A 15,958-nucleotide genomic window follows, 5' to 3' on the forward strand; every position below is an offset into this window, starting at 1 on the left:
GGGGCGCCGTAGGCACCCCGCCGCGACCGCCGGATTCCGGCCCGGCCCCGTCGGTGTGGGGCCGGGTGGCTCGTTTCGGCGCCGGTCAGCCGCCGAAGTAGGCGTCGTACACGGTGACGCCCGCCTTTCCGCCGTGGATATCGGTGACCTCGGCGCGCAGGGCAGCCGACTTGCCCTTGGCGGGGTTGGCGATGGTGGTCTTCCCCTGGCTGACGGGCGCGTTCTGCCAGGTCGCGCCGTTGTCGTAGGAGACGGAGACCGTGAGGGACGCCAGGCCCCGGCCGGCCGCCGGACCCTGGACGGTGACGGGGAAGGTCACCGTACGGCCTGCCGGAACGGTGCCGTCCGGGGCGACCCGGGCGCCGAACCGTACCGTGGACAGCGGGGTGCGCGTCTCGGCGGCCGACGTCGGCGCGGCGCTGCGGAAGGTCCACGACGCGTCGATCCGGGTACCGACCGCCGAGACGGCCGGGTCGCGGACGGCCGAGGTGGCCAGGGTGTACTCGGCGTCCTCGGGGCCGACGGCGTACCGCTCCCAGCCTTCGAGTCCGTCCGCCTTCTCGGCGATCTTGACGGTGCCCCGGTGCAGGGTGGTCGTCGCCGAGGTGTAGGCGGAGCGGCCCGCGTTGCCCCGGCCGTCGGAGAAGAGGGGCACGGAGGCCCTGATCCTGTTGCCCTCCCGGAAGACGCCGGTCTCGCCGTTGACGAGGGGGCCGTGGACGGCGGGGCCGAACTTCAGCCGGTGGCCGGTGCCCGGCCGGAACTCCCGTTCCGGGGAGGTGTGGCGGATCTCCTCCCAGCCCTGGGCGTTGTGCTGGACGGCGGCGAGGGACCAGCGGTTGGGTCCGCCGTCGGTGGCCAGGTGGTGGGTGCGGCTGCCGGGCAGGGCGAACGGGTATTCGGAGCCGAAGTCGTTCTTGCTCAGTCGGCCCGTGGCCGAGGCGTGCCCGGTCTTTCCGGGCACGGAGCTGGTGACGTCCGTGACGACCCGGGCGAAGTCGGCGGCCTCGAACTTCTTGGTGTAGCCGGTGAAGAGCCGCTTCACCGTGCCTCCGGCGACGACGCCGTACGCGGTCGACGCGTCGCGTTCCCACTGGGCGTGCAGGGCGTCCCTCAGCTCGACTCCGGTGGACAGCTCCGGGCCGAGCTGGGCCGTGCGGAAGCCCGCGAAGGTGGTGGAGGCATGGTCGCCGAACTCGATGGAACGGTCCCCGATTCCGGCGTAGACCTGTGCCGACGCCCCGGTCATCCGGGCGGCGGGGTCGGGGATCGTGATGTCGACCGGCTTGGTGGTGCGGGCGTCGACGGTGAGGGATGTGTCCTTCGTCAGCGGCAGCTTGGGGTGGACGAGGCGGTCCGTGCCGCCCTCCGCGTTCCCGGCCCCGGCGAAGAGCGCGTAGTCGCCCTTGGGCAGCCGGAGCTTCTCGGTGCCGGTGGCGCTGCCGTTAAGGGTCTCGTCGGCGTCGCCCGCGCCGGAGATCTGGCGGAGGTAGGTGTAGAACTCGGTCCCGGGCCGTCCGTCCCGGCCCACGAAGTCGAGGGTGAGATCGTACGATTCGACCTCGCGCTCCACGGCGGCCGTGGACCGTACGGTCCGGCCGCCGCCGGTCGCGGTGACGACGGCGGTGTAGGTGCCGTTGTTGTCGCCGCCGATCCGGGTGTCCGCGGTCAGCGGCACGGTGGCGGTACCGCCCGCGGGGACGGTGATCCGGTTCGTGCCGAGGGCGAAGAAGCCCGCGGGGGCGGCGGCACCGCGCGGATCGAGCGCCGTCACCGCCAGGTCCAGGGCGACCTCGGTGGTGCCGAGGTTGCGGTAGGTGATCGCCTTGGTGAGGGGCCGGTCGTCGGTGTGCGGCCAGCTCTGGAGGCCGAAGGAGACGGTGTTCTCGTCGGCGACCACGGTCTGCGCCAGGGCGCGTTCGACGTCGACCCGGCCGGTGCCCTGCTGGAAGACGGTGTGTCCGCCGTCGACGGCGGAGGCGGTCAGGGCCGCCTTCAGCCGCTCGCCCGACCAGTCGGGGTACCGCTGCTTGAGCAGGGCGGCGGCGCCGGCGACATGCGGGGCGGCCATCGACGTACCGCCGATGGTGAAGTAGCCGGGCGGGTTCTCGCCGACCTGCCGGGCGATGTCGCTGCCGGGCGCGGAGGCCGCCGTGATGCCCACTCCGGGCGCGGTGACATCCGGTTTGACCGTTCCGTCGTGCAGCGGTCCGACGCTGGAGAAGTGGGCCATCCGGTCGGCGTCGTCGACGGCGCCGACGGTGAGGGCGGCGGCGGCGCTGCCCGGGGAGCCGACGGTGCCGGGGCCGGGGCCGTCATTGCCCGCGGAGACGGTGAAGAGGACGCCCTTCTCCTTCGAAACCCGGTTGATATGGGCTTCCAGGGGGTCGGTCTCGGGCCCGCCGGGGGTGCCGAAGCTCATGCTGATGATGTCGGCGCCCCGGGCGACGGCCCAGTCGACGGCGGCGATGGTCCCGGACTCCATCCCGAAGTCGCCCATCACCTTGCCGTTGAGGAGCTTGGCGCCGGGGGCGACACCCTTGTACGTGCCGCCGGACTTGGCGCCGGTCCCGGCGATGGTCGAGGCGATGTGCGTACCGTGGCCGTTGCGGTCCTTGGTGTCGGCGGCCGAGGTGAAGTTGGCCGCGCCGACCACCTGGGCGGCGAGATCGGGGTGGGTGTCGTCGATGCCGCTGTCGAGGACCGCGACGGTGACGCCCCGGCCGTCGTATCCGGCCTGCCACGCCTTGGGGGCGCCGATCCGGCCGACGCTGGTGTCGAGGGTGGGGGTGTAGACGGCGTCCAGCCAGACCCGTTCGATCCCGGGGGCGGTGGCCGTGGCGGCGGTCCGGGCTCCGGCCCCGCCCGCTCCGGATCCGTCTCCGGCTCCGGTGAGCGCGGCCCACAGCCCGCCCGGGTCGCTCCGGGGAACGGTCACGGCGTCCGCGCCGATCGACCGAAGGCTACGGGCGACCTTCGCGTCGGTACGGACCTCCTGACGGGCCACGGCCGCCGACGCCCCGGTCTCGTACTCGACCATCACTTTCAGGCCGTCGCGATAGGCCCGCAGGCTCTCGGGGCCGCTGAGCCGGGTGATGTCGAAGAGCCGCCGGTCGAGGACGCCCCGGGCGATCAGCCGCTGGGCGTCGGCCGGGACGGCGTAGACCCGGCCCCGCTCGGTCCAGCTCCGTACGGCGATCTTCTCCCGGCCCTCGCCGCGTTCGACGGCGGCGACCCTGCCCCGGGCGTCGACCCCGATCCGGTCTCCGGTGATCAGGGTGACCCAACGCACTCCGGACCGGGCGTCGTCGCCGGTCCGCCCGGTGCCACCGGCATCGGAGCGGCCGGTTCCGCCCGGTGCGCCGCTGTCGGCGAAGGCGATCGGACCGGTTGTTCCGGCCATCAGCGCCGTCGCCACCAGGACGGTCGCGACGGCCGTCGCACCGCGTCCCGGATGTTTTCTGGAGATCAACTCGACTCCCTGTTCGGCGGGGTCAGGGGGGTGAGGTAGCGGGAGCGGCCCCGCTGCCCGCTCCCGGCGGGGAAGAGAAGGGTTGGCCGGACGACGTTGCCACCGACGCCTCAGATGGCCGGAACTCGCCCTTGGTCGCAATAGGTTCCCCGGCCGGGGGCCGAAGCGGGTCCGATCGGCGGGCGCCGTCGTCGTACAGACCGGCCGGGGCTTCGTACCGCCGCACCGGATTCTTCCGACGGTCCGTCAGCACCCGTTCTCCGCCGCGCGTCCGGGGGACGCGGGGGTCAGTGCGCCGCCGACCGCCCGGAGGCCCGCGCGGCCCGGTGCGGCGGGCCCAGCGGGGCGACGGGGACCGCGACGTACCCCGAGGAGTCCGGATAGATCACCGAAGTCCGATGGTTGTCGGCCACGGTCCCCAACCCCAGATCGACCCGCGGCCACTGGTGCTGCCGCGTGACCGGCGGCTCTTTGTCGGAGTCCGCCGACGCCGACGGAATGGGGGCGGTCAAAGTCGTCGCGAGCACGATCAGGGGCAGCAGGAGGAGCGTTCTCCCGCTCGGAGCACCGGTGCGTCTCACGCGTGTCCCACCTTTCGGTGTATGGGGGGCGGACCACGGCATACGCGGACGGTCCCGGAGCTTTCGTCCGGGCCGTACGCCGCCGGATCCGTTTCACCCTGGGGTGAGGAACCTGTGGGGCGTGAAGAGTTCATCACCGGACCCGCCACCCCCACCAGGCGGAACCACCGGCAGAAGTACGGTCCGCGATACTTCTGCCGGAGACATCGCGTCCCAGCGGGGGGACCACCAGGGGGAGCCGGCACATGACCAGTACGACGCCCAACGAGTTCGGACGGCTGCTGCGCGAACTGCGGGCCGGCGCCGGACTCAGCCAGGAGCGGCTGGCCCACGGCGCCGGGGTGAGCGTCCGGGCCCTGGCCGACCTCGAACGCGGCCGGACCACGGGACCGCAGCGCCGCACGGTCGAGGCGCTGGCCGCCGCCCTGGGACTGACCGCCGACCGGGCCCGGGCCCTGGAAGCCGCGGCGGCCCCCGGGCGCCGCCGGGTCCGCCCGCCCGCCGACCCGACGGCGGCGGGCATCCTCTCCCTGCCGAGGGACACCTACGACTTCACCGCCCGCACCGCCCCCCTGGCGGCGATCGACGCCCTGGCCGAGGTCGCCGACCCCGCCCATCCGCCCCTGGTCGTCGTCACCGGCTCACCCGGGCTCGGCAAGACGGCCTTCGCGGTCCACGCGGCGCACCGGCTCGCGCCCGGCTTCCCCGACGGGCAGTTCTGTCTCGACCTGCGCGGCATGGACCCGGAGCCGACCACTCCGGGTGACGCGCTGGCCCGGCTGCTCCGGGTCCTCGGGGTGGCCGCCCGGTCCCTGCCGCGCGACCCGGACGACCGGGCCGGGCTGTTCCGCTCCCTGGTCGCCGACCGCCGGCTGCTGCTGGTCCTCGACAACGCCGTCGACGAGGAGCAGGTACGGCCCCTGTTGCCGGGCTCCGGCGCCTGCCTCACCATCGTCACCAGCCGCGCCGCCCTCACCGGCCTGGAGGCGGCGCACCGCGCGGAACTCCCCCTGCTGCGGCGCGAGGAGGCGGTGGCCCTGCTCACCCGGATCGTCGGCGCCGAACGCGTCGCCCGGGAGGCGCAGGCCGCCCGGGACCTCGCCGAACTGTGCGGACGGCTGCCGCTGGCCCTGCGGATCGCCGGACAGCGGCTGGCGGCCCGGCCCGGCGAGAGCCTCGCCAAACTCGTCACCCGGCTCGGCCGGGAGGCCCGCAGACTCGACACCCTCCAGACCGGCGACCTGGGGGTACGGGCCGCCTTCGCGCTCTCGTACCAGCAGTTGGAACCGTCCGACCGGCTGCTGCTGCGGCGCTCCGCGCTCACCGCGGGCGATATCAGCCCCGAGACCGCGGCCCTGCTCGCGGACATCCCGGCCCGGGACGCCGAACTCCGGCTCGAACGGCTCGCCGACCGCGGACTGCTCCAGGCCGACGGCACGGCCGAGCGCTACCGCTTCCACGATCTGCTCCGGCTCTTCGCGGCCGAACGCGTGGCCGCCGAGGACGATCCGGCGGTCCGGACGGCCGCCCTGGACCGGACCGCCCGCTGGATGCTGGCCCGCGCGACCGGCGCCGGACTGCACTTCGACGCCGAACACCACGACCGGCCGACCGGCGACCCCGACCCGGCCACCGCCCCGGCCGGGCGCGACGAGGCCAGGGCCTGGCTGGAGGCGGAGCGGGAGCAGTGGCTGGCGGCCCTGCGGCACGCCCGTACCGAGGGCTGGCACCGGCTGGTGGTGGACACCGCCGAGGCGATGCACTGGTTCTCCGACCTCACCCAGCACTGGGAGCAGTGGGTCGAGGTCTTCCGTTGCTCCGCCGAGTCCGCCCGGGCCCTGGGCAGTCCGCGCGAGGAGGCCACCCATCTCAACTACCTGGCCTGGTCCCACAACATCTGCGCACACGATCCGCATGCCGCCCTGGACACCGCCCGGGTCGCCCTGGCCACGGCCCGGGCCTGCGGCGATCAGCTCCAGACCGGCTGGGCGCTGGGCTACGGCTCCGGGGCGCTGCGCCGGATCGGGCGGACGGAGGAGGCCATCACCTGGCTCCGCGAGGCGGCCGAGTGCCATCGGCCCAATACCTCGGCCGACGGCCGGCTGGCCCTGCTGAGCTGCCTCAACACCCTGGGCGAGACCCTGCGCGACCAGGGGGATCCGGAGCAGGCCCTCGACATCCATCTGCGCAGCCTGGCCATCTGCCGGGAGGGCATCCCGGGACCCGCCACCATCATGGCCATGTACCGGGCCGCCGCCCTGCGGCATCTCGGCAACGACTACTCGGCGCTCGGCCGGTGGCGGGAGGCCGAGGCGTCGCTGCGCGAGGCGCTGACGGTCTTCGAGGCGACGGACATGCCGTCGTGGAGCGGGCCCGCCCAGCTCGAACTCGGGCGGGTGCTACGGCGCCTCGGACAGCACGAGGAGGCCCGTACGGCGCTGACCGCGGCCCTGCGCATCTTCACCGAGCACCACCATCCGCGCCGGGCCGAGGCCGCGGCGGAGCTGCGGGCCGCCGGTGTCCCCGCCTCCGGGGTCCGGGCCGCCGAACGTCCGGCGGCCGACGGCGGCCGGCCCTCATGACGCGGAGACCGGGCCGACGGAACGCTTCACCGTCGGCCCGGGGGTGGGTCCGTAAACCTCCGTCCGTTCCTTCGCGGGAGTTCGGATGACTCGTGTCATCGGCCATAGGTCAACGATCCGTCAGCGGCTCCGGGTCTCTCGCCGTCTCCGCCGCGCCCTGTCCGGGCACCGCCGGAACCGCGCCGGGAGCGGGGATGGTCGTGTCGCGCCCCTCCACGACGACCGCGGACTCCAGCGGGGAGACGATCTCCTGCTCCTTGCTGCGGGACGCCCAGTCGCGGATGCCGATCAGCACCATCACGAAGAAGATCGCGTAGACGATGCCGGAGAAGTACAGCTCCGAGTGGATCGCCAGCGGCACCCCGACCAGGTCGACGGCGAGCCAGGCGAACCAGAACTCCACATACCGCCGGGCCTGGGTGTACATCGCGAGGATCGAGCCGACGAAGATCCAGGCGTCGGCCAGCACCATCCACCAGGGGGCGCCCGGGTAGAAGGACGCGTCGGTCGACTTCAGCAGCGCCGCGAAGGCGATCGTTCCGGCGATCATCGCGACCAGCAGTACCGACCGCTCACGCCAGGACGCCCAGCGGACGTTGATGGCGCCTTCCTTCTCCCGGCTGCGCTTCCACGTCGCCCAGCCCCAGGAGGCCGATGCTATGATCACAACTTGCCGGGCGGCGTTTCCTCCGAGGTCCACATTGAGGCTGGCGATCAGCAGCAGCACCGATCCCAGGATCTGCACCGGCCAGGCGATGAGCAGTCTTCGCAGCGCCAGCCACACGGTGGCGAGCGCGAGGATGTTGCCGAGGAAGTCGGACCAGTAGACGTCCAGGCCGAAGAAGCTGAATTGCTCGTTCAACCACTGGAATGCACTCATTACTCACACCTTTGTTCGTTCTGAGCAAGGCTGGTGTGGGGGGTGTGGCCCGGACGGGCCGTCAAGTGGGCGGGGAGCCCGGCGGTGCGCGCCGGGTCCCCGCGGAGAAGTGCCCCGCCTCAGGCGGAGGCGGACTTGCGGGCGGTACGCGCCGAGGCGGCGAGGGCCTGATGACGGACCCGGCGCCCGTGGCCGGAGGCGAGCAGGGCCTCCGACCGCAGGACGTCCCGGCGGGCGGCGCGTACCAGATCACCGGACGAGGCGAACTTCACCGTGTCCCTGATCCGGGCCACGAACCACAGTCCGACGCGCTCTCCGTAGAACTCGTCCGACGCGTCGTGGCAGTAGACCTCCAGATGGACTTCCGTGGTGTCGACGAAGGTGGGGTTCGACCCGATGCTGATGGTGCCGGGGTGGATCAGGCCGGTCGCCGGACGGACGACCCAGCCGCTGTAGATCGCGGACGGCGGGATCCGGGTGCCGGGGTCGGCCGCGATGTTGGCGGTGGGGAAGCCGAGCCCGCGGCCCCGGCCCGCGCCCCGGACCACCGTGCCGGTGAGCCGGGTGCTGACCGTCGGTTCCTCAGCCATGGGGGATGAGCTCGCGGAACTGGCTGGTGTGGAAGACCAGGGGCTCCACACCGGTGAACAACTCGGCGGTCAGCAGCTCCATCAGCACGATCTCGTGGTCGCCGCCGTCGTGGACGGCGCTGACCCGGGCCGTCAGCCAGAGCGCGGCGTCGTCGATCAGTACGGCTCCCTCGGGCGACGGCCGCCAGGTGACGCCGTCGAAGCGGTCGCCGTCCCGGGACGCCAGCTTCCGGCAGAGCGCGCCCTGGCCGTGGCTGAGCACGCTCAGCCCCAGGACGGGCGCCTCGGCGAGCCGGGGCCAGGTGGCCGAGGTACGGGCCACGCTGACCGCGACCATCGGCGGCTGGAGCGAGATCGAGACGAAGGAGCTGGCGGCGAAGCCGACGGGCTCGGTTCCGCGCAGCGCGCAGATCGCGACGACGCCGGTCGGGTAGGCCCCGAACGCCCGTCGGAGCGTAGCGGCGTCCAGCTCCGCCGATACGACGGGCCCGGGCGGCTGGTGGGCAGAGGTGACCATGGTCTTCGACATCCTCTCGGCGCGATCCGTAGGCGGTTCAGTGGTGGCGGTGGCGGGCCGCGGGGTGGCTGCCGGGCAGCGCGCTGTCGTCCGCCCCGGTGAGCCGCTCGCGCAGGCTCTCGCCCTCCGTGTACTCGCCCCGGAAGACTCCGCGGGACCGCAGGATCGGCAGGACCGACTCCACGAAGTCCGTGGTGGAGGTGGGCTGGATGGTCGGCGAGAGCAGGAAGCCGTCCAGGTCGGCGCCGTCCGCGAGGGCGCAGATCTCGTCGGCGATCTCCTCGGCGGTGCCGACGACGGGCCGGGCGCCGACGCCGTGGGTGTGCCAGTCGGCGAGGACGTCGCCGACGGTCTGCCCGGCGAACCGGGCCACCTGGGTCTGCGACAGCTCGGTGGAGAGTTCGGTCATCGGGGTCTCGGGGGCGTAGGAGGAGAGGTCGAGCCCGGTGAACATGGCATAGCTGGCGACGGTCACCTCGGGCCGCTGGGCGTCGAGGATCCGCTGGTAGCGCCGCTCCGCGTCCTGGGTCGTCGCGCCGATGACGCAGGAGAACGCCGACATCACCTTGACGTCGTCGGCGGCCCGGCCCGCCTTCACGGCTTCCTCGCGGATGGCGGAGGTGTGCCCGGCGAGCTGGGCGATCGAGCCGCTGCCGACGAACATGCACTCGCCGTGCCGGCCGCCGACCCGGCGGCCCGCGGGCGAGGCACCGGCCTGGAAGAGGACCGGGGTGCCCTGCGGGGAGCGGGCGGTGTTGCCGTACCCCTCCGAGCGGAAGAACGGGCCCTTGTGGCTGACGAGGTGGACCTTGGCGGGGTCGGCGAACCGGCCCTCCTTGTCCTTCTCCAGGGCGTCCGGCTCCCAGGCGCCTTCCCAGTACTTGTAGACCAGCTCCAGGAAGTCCTCGGCCATCCGGTAGCGGTCGTCGTGGGCCACCATGTCCATACCGAACGCCTTGACCGCGGTGTCGGCGGTGCCGGTGGTGACGATGTTCCAGCCGATCCGGCCGCCGGAGAGCTGGTCCAGGGTGGCCAGCCGGCGGGCGAAGGCGTACGGCGGCTCCACCAGCACCGAACCCGTCATCACCAGGCCCAGGTTGGTGGTGGTGGAGAGCAGCGCCGACGCCACCACTATCGGGTCGAGCCGCGGCAGGTCGAGGGTCTCCTCGGTGGCGATGGCCGGGCGGGTGCCGTCGATCTCCGACCAGCCCCAGGCGTCCGCGAGGAACAGGAAGTCCAGCTTGGCGTCCTCGCACACGGCGGCGAGGTCGCGCCAGTACTGGAGCGTGTCGAAGAGGTGCCGCTGACTGTCCGGGTGGCGCCAGGTGGCGGTGCCGCTCGCGTTGGTCTGGGCGTTCTCGAAGAGGCCGATCTTCAGGTTCCGCATGGTGGTTCTCCGTAGTGCTGGTGGACGTCCGGGGGGAGGTCAGGAGGCAGAGGTGGCCGCGAGGGGGTCGAGCTGGCCGGCGTACGGCATCGAGGTCTGGGCGCCGAGGCCGGTGGTCGCGTACGACGCCGCCCGCACCGCCCTCGCGACGGCCGCCGGGAGGGCGGCGCCGCGGCCGAGGGAGTCGGCGAGGGCACCGCAGAAGGTGTCGCCGGCGCCCACGGTGTCCACGGCGTCCACCGAGGGGGCGGGGATGTGCAGGGTGTCCGGACTGTCCGCCTCCTTCAGTACGGCTCCGTCCGCGCCGAGCGTGACGACCACGGCCCGGCAGGGCAGATCGGCCCGGACCAGCAGGTCACGGGCCTCGTCCACGGTGGCGGGCGGGGCCGTGCCGAGCAGTGCGGCCAGTTCGACGCGGTTGGGGACGAGGACGTCGACGGCGGCCAGGATCCGGGCGTCGACGGCCCGGGCCGGGGCGGGGTTGAGGACCACCACTCCGCCCTGTTCGCGGGCGCGCAGTACGGCCACCTCGACCACCTCGGGGGCGATCTCGTGCTGGACGAGGACGATCTCGCCCGGGGTGCGTACGAGCAGCTCCGGCAGGTCGGCGGCGCCGAGTTCGGCGTTGGCGCCCGGGTTGACGACGATGGTGTTCTCCCCGGCGTCGTCGACGACCACGGCGGCGATCCCGGTGGTGGACCGCTCCCGGGCCCGGACGGCGTCCAGGTCCACGCCCTCGGCCGCGAGGGCGTCGAGGATGGCGGCCGCGTCCGTGCCGACTCCGGCGACCAGCCGCACCCGTGATCCGAGCCGGGCGGCGGCGACGGCCTGGTTGGCGCCCTTGCCGCCGACCCCCTCCACGAAGCGCCGCGCGAGCACGGTCTCACCCGGCAGCGGCAGGTCCTCGACGGTCAGCACGAAGTCGCGGTTCACCGAACCGACGACGGTGATGGGCGACATGTGAACTCCTTGGGAGATCGATTTCCGACATGCTGTACCAGGGTTCCGGAACCGTCAAGTACCCTCAGGCTTCCCGATCGCCCCGCCGCCGTGGCGCATCCCCGCCCGACCGACCGAGAAGGATCTCCACGTGACAGCGCCCCGACTCATCGATGTGGCCGAGGCCGCCGGGGTCTCCCGCGCCACGGCGTCACGGGTACTCGCCGGTACCCAGCGGAATGTCGATCCGGAACTGGCCCGCCGGGTCGAGCAGGCGGCGCAGCGGCTCGGCTACCAGCCCAACCACTCCGCCCGCGCCCTGCGCACCGGCGCGACCGGAACCATCGGCGTGGTGGTCCCCACGCTCGCCAACCCGTACTTCGTCCAGCTCGCCGACGCCATCGCCCAGCGGGTCCGGGCGGCGGGCGGCACATTGGTGGTCACCGACGCGGCCAACGACACCGCGATCGAGGCGGAGCAGATCGAGACCCTGCTCAGCGGCCGGGTCGACGGCCTCTTCGTGGTCCCGGTCTCGGCCGACGGCTCGGGCCCGGCCATCCGGGACGCCGCCGGACGGCGCCCCGTGGTCCTCTTCGACCGCTGGGCCAAGGACTCGGGCACGGTCGCGGTCACCCTCGACAACGCCTCGGCGGTCCGGCTCCTGGTCGACCATCTGGAGGGCATCGGCCGCCACCGGATCGCCCTCGTCGCCGACCAGGCTTCCTCATCGGGCGCCGAACGGGTGGCGGCCTTCGCCGACTCCCAGGGGCCCGACGCCACCACCATCCTGCTCCCCGGCTTCAGCACCGACGGCGGCCGGACGGCGGCCCGCCGGATCATCGAACAGCGGGACCGGATCGACGCGGTGGTCTGCGGCGCGGACGTCCTCGCGGTCGGCCTGGTCAGCACCCTGCACCGCTCGTCGGTCGCGGTCCCCCGCCAGATCGCGGTCACCGGCTTCGACGACACGGAGATGCTCAAGCTCCTCGACCCGCCGATCACCTCCATCCGCCATCCGCTCGCCGCGATGGCCGAACGCGGCCTGACGCTCCTTCAGGCCCCGGTCAGGGAAAGGGCGGAGCGGATCGAGCGGTTCGCGCCGGAGCTGGTGGTCAGGGCGTCGACGGACGAGAGCTGACGCCGCGTCATAGGCTCCCGGCTCGGCCGGGCGGACGCCGAAAACACCGCTGCCCTTCGCCCCGGATGTCCGGGGCGAAGGGCAGCGGTGTCGGTTCGAAGCCGTCGGCCGTCAGGCGTCGGGGCCGTCGGCGTCGGCCTCGGCGTCGCGGCGGGCCTTGAGGCGCTTGGTCTCCTCGCGGACCTCGGACTGGGTGGCCCGCTCGCGGACCAGCCACTCCGGCGGGTTCTCCTTGAGGGCCTCGATCTGGTCCGTGGTGAGCGCCTCCGTGACCCCGCCCCGGGCGAGGCCGGAGATCGAGGTGCCGAGGCGGGCCGCGACCACCGGGCGGGGGTGCGGGCCGTTCTTCCGCAGCTCGCGCAGCCAGGCGGGCGGGTCGGTCTGGAGCGCGTTCAGTTCGTCGCGGGTGACGACCCCCTCACGGAACTCCGCGGGGGTGGCTTCGAGGTACACACCCAGCTTCTTCGCCGCCGTGGCGGGCTTCATGGACTGGGTGCTGCGGTGCGACGTCATGAGGCCAAGGATATCGAGTGCGCCCGGCGAATCCGACCACGCACGGTAATCTGGGCCCGTGACAGCCCCCGATCCCACCCCCGCGGCCCCCGTTTTCCGGCTCGCCTACGTACCCGGCGCGACCCCGGCGAAATGGGCCCGGATCTGGCGGGAGCGGCTGCCGGAAGTCCCGCTGGAGCTGCTCCAGACCCCGGTACCCGAGGCGCCCGGCCTGCTGCGCGACGGCGGCGCGGACGCCGGGCTGCTCCGGCTGCCCGTAGACCGTACGGTCTTCAGCGCCATCCCCCTCTACACCGAGACCACCGTGGTGATCGTCCCCAAGGACCACCTGGTCGCGGCGGCCGACGAGGTCTCCGTGACGGATCTCTCGGACGAGATCGTGCTGCACCCCCTCGACGACCCGCTCACATGGGAGAGCCTGCCGGGCCGCCCCGCGATCGAGCGCCCGGCGACCACGGCCGACGCGATCGAGCTGGTGGCGGCCGGGGTGGGCGTGCTGGTGGCCCCGCAATCACTGGCCCGGTTGCACCACCGCCGGGATCTCACCTATCGGACCGTGGTGGACGCGCCGCAGTCGTCCGTCGCCCTGGCCTGGCCGGAGGAGGCCACCACCGACCTGGTGGAGGACTTCATCGGGATCGTCCGGGGCCGGACGGTGAACAGCACCCGGGGCCGCCGCGCAGCCGAGCCCCGCGAGGAGAAGCCCGCGAAGTCCGGCGGATCCGGGCGTGGCGGATCCGGGTCCGGCTCCGGTCAGCGGCGGTCCGCCACCGGCGGCGGCCGTACGGGGTCGGGCTCGGGCTCCCGGACCGGCCGCGCCGCTTCGGGTGGCCGCTCGGGCGGCGGCTCGGGTCGCGCCTCCGGGAGCGGCCGGGGCCGTAAGCCGGGACGCGGCGGCCGCTGATCCCCGGCGGTGACCTTCCGTAGTCGGCGGGCAGCGGATTGCTGTATCCGACGAGAAGGACCCGGACGCGGGAAAGCCCCGCCCGGTCGATCACCGGACGGGGCCCTCATGGCGCGTGCGGCGCCTCGACCCATGTCTGTGCTGCGGCGTTACGGCCTGGCGGACCGGGCCAGGGTGACCAGCCCGGCGAAGGCCGACGCGGACACCATCAGAACCGGACCGTCCTCACGCTTGGAATCCCGGACGGGAACGACGCCGGTCACGGACGCGTACCCGGGGGCCCACTCTATGCACTGGCCCCCGTCGTTCCCGCTGTAGCTGGACTTCACCCAACCGGTCAGGTTGGTCTTCATGGGTGTACTCCTCGGCAAGCTGCTGAATACGGGCGGCGCCTCAGACCATGTCTGCACTGTGGCGCTACGGCCTGGCGGACCGGGCCAGGGTGACCAGCCCGGCGAAGGCCGACGCGGACACCATCAGAACCGGACCGTCCTCACACTTGGAGTCCCGGACAGGGACTATGCCGGTCGCGGAGGCGTGGGAGGGAGCCCACTCGACGCAATTGCCACCCTGCTGGCTGTACGAGGACTTCGCCCATGCGTCCATGGCTACGTCAATGACCATCGTGAAATTCCTTCCGGACAGCTTTGATCAGGTCAACGGACGGCGCTGGGGCCAACGCGCCTACCTGAAGGTGATCGTATGCCCTCTCCCAGATCCCCAAGAGGGCCTCTTCTCGCTCCAGATACCCTCGGCTGGCGGATTCCGTATAGCCGACCAACGACCGGTCGCGCATCGTGAGCAGAACGGCCGGGAGCAGCAGAGGACGAAGGTGCCCAAGGCTGAACGGAACGAGCTGGACTGTCACCGATGGCAGTGCGGCAATGCAGGTGAGATGGTCGAGCTGTTCGACCATCACGTCATGGCCCCCGACCACCCTCCGGATACAGCTCTCGTCCAGGACCGCGTACACCAGCGGGGCGTCCAGGCCGCGAAGTAGCCGCTTCTGCCGTGTCGCCAGCAGCGCGACACGTTCCGTGGCCAGCTCCGGCGTGATGCTGCCCCGATCGATGTCCGCACCCGCAAGCGCTTCGGCGTAGCGGGCGGTCTGGAACACGCCTGGGACTACTCCCAGTTCGAAGGTTCGGAAGCGCGCTGCCTTCAACTCGTACTGAAGGTACTCCGGGAAGCCCTCCAAGAGCACGGCGTCGCGGATGACTTGCCACATCACCTCAAAGGTCGCCCCCGTGCCGAGGGCTAAGTCAGCCTTCCTGGCAAAGCTTCGCGAGGGGGATTTGCGGCACGTTTCTACGGCAGAGACATGCGTTCCCGAGTAGCTCATTCGTTCGGCTAACTCATCTTGGATCCAGCCAGCTGCCTCGCGCGAGCTGCGAAGTTGTACAGCGAATGCCGCAAGCGGCGATGTCCGTGGATCCACCTCTCTACGGTTCACGGTTCGTCTCAAATCCTCTTGATCTTGGGACAGGTTGAAGACTTATTGACTGTAGGTCACTCTGAGCCCTCCCGGTAGCGAAACCGTTACGGAGAGGAGTTTCGACATGAGTGCACCCGAGTCCGAACCCGCCCCCGTTCCCCCGCCCACGGCGCTCGCGTGGCCGCCGTGTGAGTGCGGGGGTCCGAAGTGCCCGGACGCGGTCCCGGCGGACGCCGACACCGACGCGGACGCGGGCTCGGATGACCGTTCGTTCAGTCCGACCATGGCGCGGCTTCGACCTGAGGTGTCGAGCGCCAACCGCCGTGCCGGAGGTGTGCTGTGAACTCGACCGAACAGTGCCGGGAGTGCGAACGGCTGCGCGCCCTGCTGAAGGAGGCCCGGCAGGCGGGGGATTTGTCGCGGGCCGTCGACAGTCGCGTACTGCTGCGGCGTCATCCGTCGCACGGCGGTGTGCCCGTGACCGCTGCCGGGCCGGACGCGTGAGCGGCGCGTCGCGGTTTCGGGACTGGACCCTGGACGCCGTCGCGGCGGAGGGCGTGACGCTGAAGGTCGAATGCGTCTCGGGGTCACCCCGGTGTGGGGAGGAGCCGCCCGAGCCGGGCAACGCGCGGCCCGTGGACGTGGAGTACGCCGAGGTGTGGATGGCGTTCCATCTCAGTGTGACCGGGCACCGCAGGTTCTCCCGGGCGGTGTGCGACACCGTCCAGTGGAATCCCCCGCCCGGCACCCTCCCCGGCTCCCGCCAGGGCGTAACACCGTGAACCCGCCCACCCGGTACCGCGTGGAGTTCATCGCCGAGGGGCCCGTCTACGCAACCCTCCACACCGCCCGCGTCACGCTCGGCACGTTCGAGACCCCGTACCCCGGGCGGGCCCTGCGATGGACCTCCATCCGGGCCCACCGCATCGCCGACCGCCTCGACCCCGCCCCCCACACCCCCTGGGCCACCGGCACGCTACGCCGCCTGCCCGAGTACGCCGACGACACGGGCGACGCCCC

General features: G+C 72.5%; 16 protein-coding genes and 1 pseudogene. 6 read left to right on the forward strand and 11 right to left on the reverse strand.

What is annotated here, in order from left to right:
* Positions 1-85: 85 nt before the first annotated feature.
* Together ABZ714_RS30960 and ABZ714_RS30965 are read right to left on the reverse strand one after the other, a co-directional pair.
* Positions 86-3,472 (reverse strand): S8 family serine peptidase, encoded by a 3,387-nt coding sequence (locus ABZ714_RS30960; protein ID WP_358828663.1) that lies wholly within the window; start codon positions 3,470-3,472, stop codon positions 86-88.
* Positions 3,473-3,759: 287 nt separating this feature from the next.
* A complete protein-coding gene (locus tag ABZ714_RS30965; RefSeq protein ID WP_358828664.1) occupies positions 3,760-4,053 on the reverse strand; it encodes a hypothetical protein in 294 nt (97 codons plus the stop codon).
* A gap of 245 nt (positions 4,054-4,298) precedes the next feature.
* Here ABZ714_RS30965 and ABZ714_RS30970 point away from each other — a divergent pair, with 245 nt between their 5' ends.
* Positions 4,299-6,635 (forward strand): tetratricopeptide repeat protein, encoded by a 2,337-nt coding sequence (locus ABZ714_RS30970; RefSeq protein WP_358828665.1) that lies wholly within the window; start codon positions 4,299-4,301, stop codon positions 6,633-6,635.
* Positions 6,636-6,744: 109 nt separating this feature from the next.
* Here the strand turns inward: ABZ714_RS30970 and ABZ714_RS30975 are convergent, their stop codons facing one another.
* The 5 genes from ABZ714_RS30975 to ABZ714_RS30995 all read right to left on the reverse strand — a co-directional run bounded on the left by ABZ714_RS30975 (position 6,745) and on the right by ABZ714_RS30995 (position 10,969).
* A complete protein-coding gene (locus tag ABZ714_RS30975; RefSeq protein WP_358828666.1) occupies positions 6,745-7,515 on the reverse strand; it encodes a nicotinamide mononucleotide transporter family protein in 771 nt (256 codons plus the stop codon).
* Between the two features lie 119 nt (positions 7,516-7,634).
* The gene (locus ABZ714_RS30980; protein ID WP_358828667.1) at positions 7,635-8,105 is read right to left on the reverse strand and encodes a riboflavin kinase; all 471 of its coding nucleotides are present in this window, start codon (positions 8,103-8,105) and stop codon (positions 7,635-7,637) included.
* Positions 8,098-8,622 (reverse strand): flavin reductase family protein, encoded by a 525-nt coding sequence (locus ABZ714_RS30985; protein WP_358828668.1) that lies wholly within the window; start codon positions 8,620-8,622, stop codon positions 8,098-8,100. Before ABZ714_RS30985 ends, ABZ714_RS30980 begins: the two co-directional genes overlap by 8 nt.
* A 37-nt stretch (positions 8,623-8,659) precedes the next feature.
* Entirely contained in the window at positions 8,660-10,009 is a 1,350-nt protein-coding gene (locus ABZ714_RS30990; RefSeq protein WP_358828669.1) for an NtaA/DmoA family FMN-dependent monooxygenase, read from the reverse strand.
* Between the two features lie 39 nt (positions 10,010-10,048).
* Positions 10,049-10,969, reverse strand: a complete 921-nt coding sequence (locus ABZ714_RS30995) for a ribokinase (RefSeq protein WP_358828670.1) — start codon at positions 10,967-10,969, stop codon at positions 10,049-10,051.
* A 130-nt stretch (positions 10,970-11,099) separates the two neighbouring features.
* On the opposite strand from ABZ714_RS30995, the gene ABZ714_RS31000 reads away from it, so the two are divergent.
* On the forward strand, positions 11,100-12,086 hold the full coding sequence (locus ABZ714_RS31000; RefSeq protein ID WP_358828671.1) for a LacI family DNA-binding transcriptional regulator: 987 nt from the start codon (positions 11,100-11,102) through the stop codon (positions 12,084-12,086).
* 111 nt (positions 12,087-12,197) lie between these two features.
* On the opposite strand, the gene ABZ714_RS31005 is transcribed toward ABZ714_RS31000, so the two are convergent.
* Positions 12,198-12,599, reverse strand: coding sequence for a DUF5997 family protein (locus ABZ714_RS31005; protein ID WP_358828672.1), 402 nt, complete (start codon positions 12,597-12,599; stop codon positions 12,198-12,200).
* 58 nt (positions 12,600-12,657) lie between these two features.
* Between ABZ714_RS31005 and ABZ714_RS31010 the strand changes: the two genes are divergently transcribed.
* Positions 12,658-13,503, forward strand: coding sequence for a LysR substrate-binding domain-containing protein (locus ABZ714_RS31010; RefSeq protein ID WP_358828673.1), 846 nt, complete (start codon positions 12,658-12,660; stop codon positions 13,501-13,503).
* 149 nt (positions 13,504-13,652) lie between these two features.
* Here the strand turns inward: ABZ714_RS31010 and ABZ714_RS31015 are convergent, their stop codons facing one another.
* The 3 genes from ABZ714_RS31015 to ABZ714_RS31025 all read right to left on the reverse strand — a co-directional run bounded on the left by ABZ714_RS31015 (position 13,653) and on the right by ABZ714_RS31025 (position 14,956).
* Positions 13,653-13,856, reverse strand: a complete 204-nt coding sequence (locus ABZ714_RS31015) for a DUF397 domain-containing protein (protein WP_358828674.1) — start codon at positions 13,854-13,856, stop codon at positions 13,653-13,655.
* Between the two features lie 64 nt (positions 13,857-13,920).
* On the reverse strand, positions 13,921-14,127 hold the full coding sequence (locus ABZ714_RS31020) for a DUF397 domain-containing protein (protein ID WP_358828675.1): 207 nt from the start codon (positions 14,125-14,127) through the stop codon (positions 13,921-13,923).
* Entirely contained in the window at positions 14,117-14,956 is an 840-nt protein-coding gene (locus ABZ714_RS31025; protein WP_358828676.1) for a helix-turn-helix transcriptional regulator, read from the reverse strand. Before ABZ714_RS31025 ends, ABZ714_RS31020 begins: the two co-directional genes overlap by 11 nt.
* A gap of 321 nt (positions 14,957-15,277) precedes the next feature.
* Here ABZ714_RS31025 and ABZ714_RS31030 point away from each other — a divergent pair, with 321 nt between their 5' ends.
* From ABZ714_RS31030 to ABZ714_RS31040, 3 genes and pseudogenes are all read left to right on the forward strand, one after another.
* On the forward strand, positions 15,278-15,442 hold the full coding sequence (locus ABZ714_RS31030; RefSeq protein ID WP_358828677.1) for a hypothetical protein: 165 nt from the start codon (positions 15,278-15,280) through the stop codon (positions 15,440-15,442).
* A complete protein-coding gene (locus ABZ714_RS31035; RefSeq protein ID WP_358828678.1) occupies positions 15,439-15,720 on the forward strand; it encodes a hypothetical protein in 282 nt (93 codons plus the stop codon). The genes ABZ714_RS31030 and ABZ714_RS31035 overlap by 4 nt, the downstream gene beginning before the upstream one ends.
* A pseudogene (locus ABZ714_RS31040) lies at positions 15,717-15,958 on the forward strand (hypothetical protein); the annotation flags it as partial. The gene ABZ714_RS31035 and the pseudogene ABZ714_RS31040, both read left to right, overlap by 4 nt.

The organism is Streptomyces sp. NPDC006798, assembly GCF_040635975.1.
GTDB lineage: Bacteria > Actinomycetota > Actinomycetes > Streptomycetales > Streptomycetaceae > Streptomyces.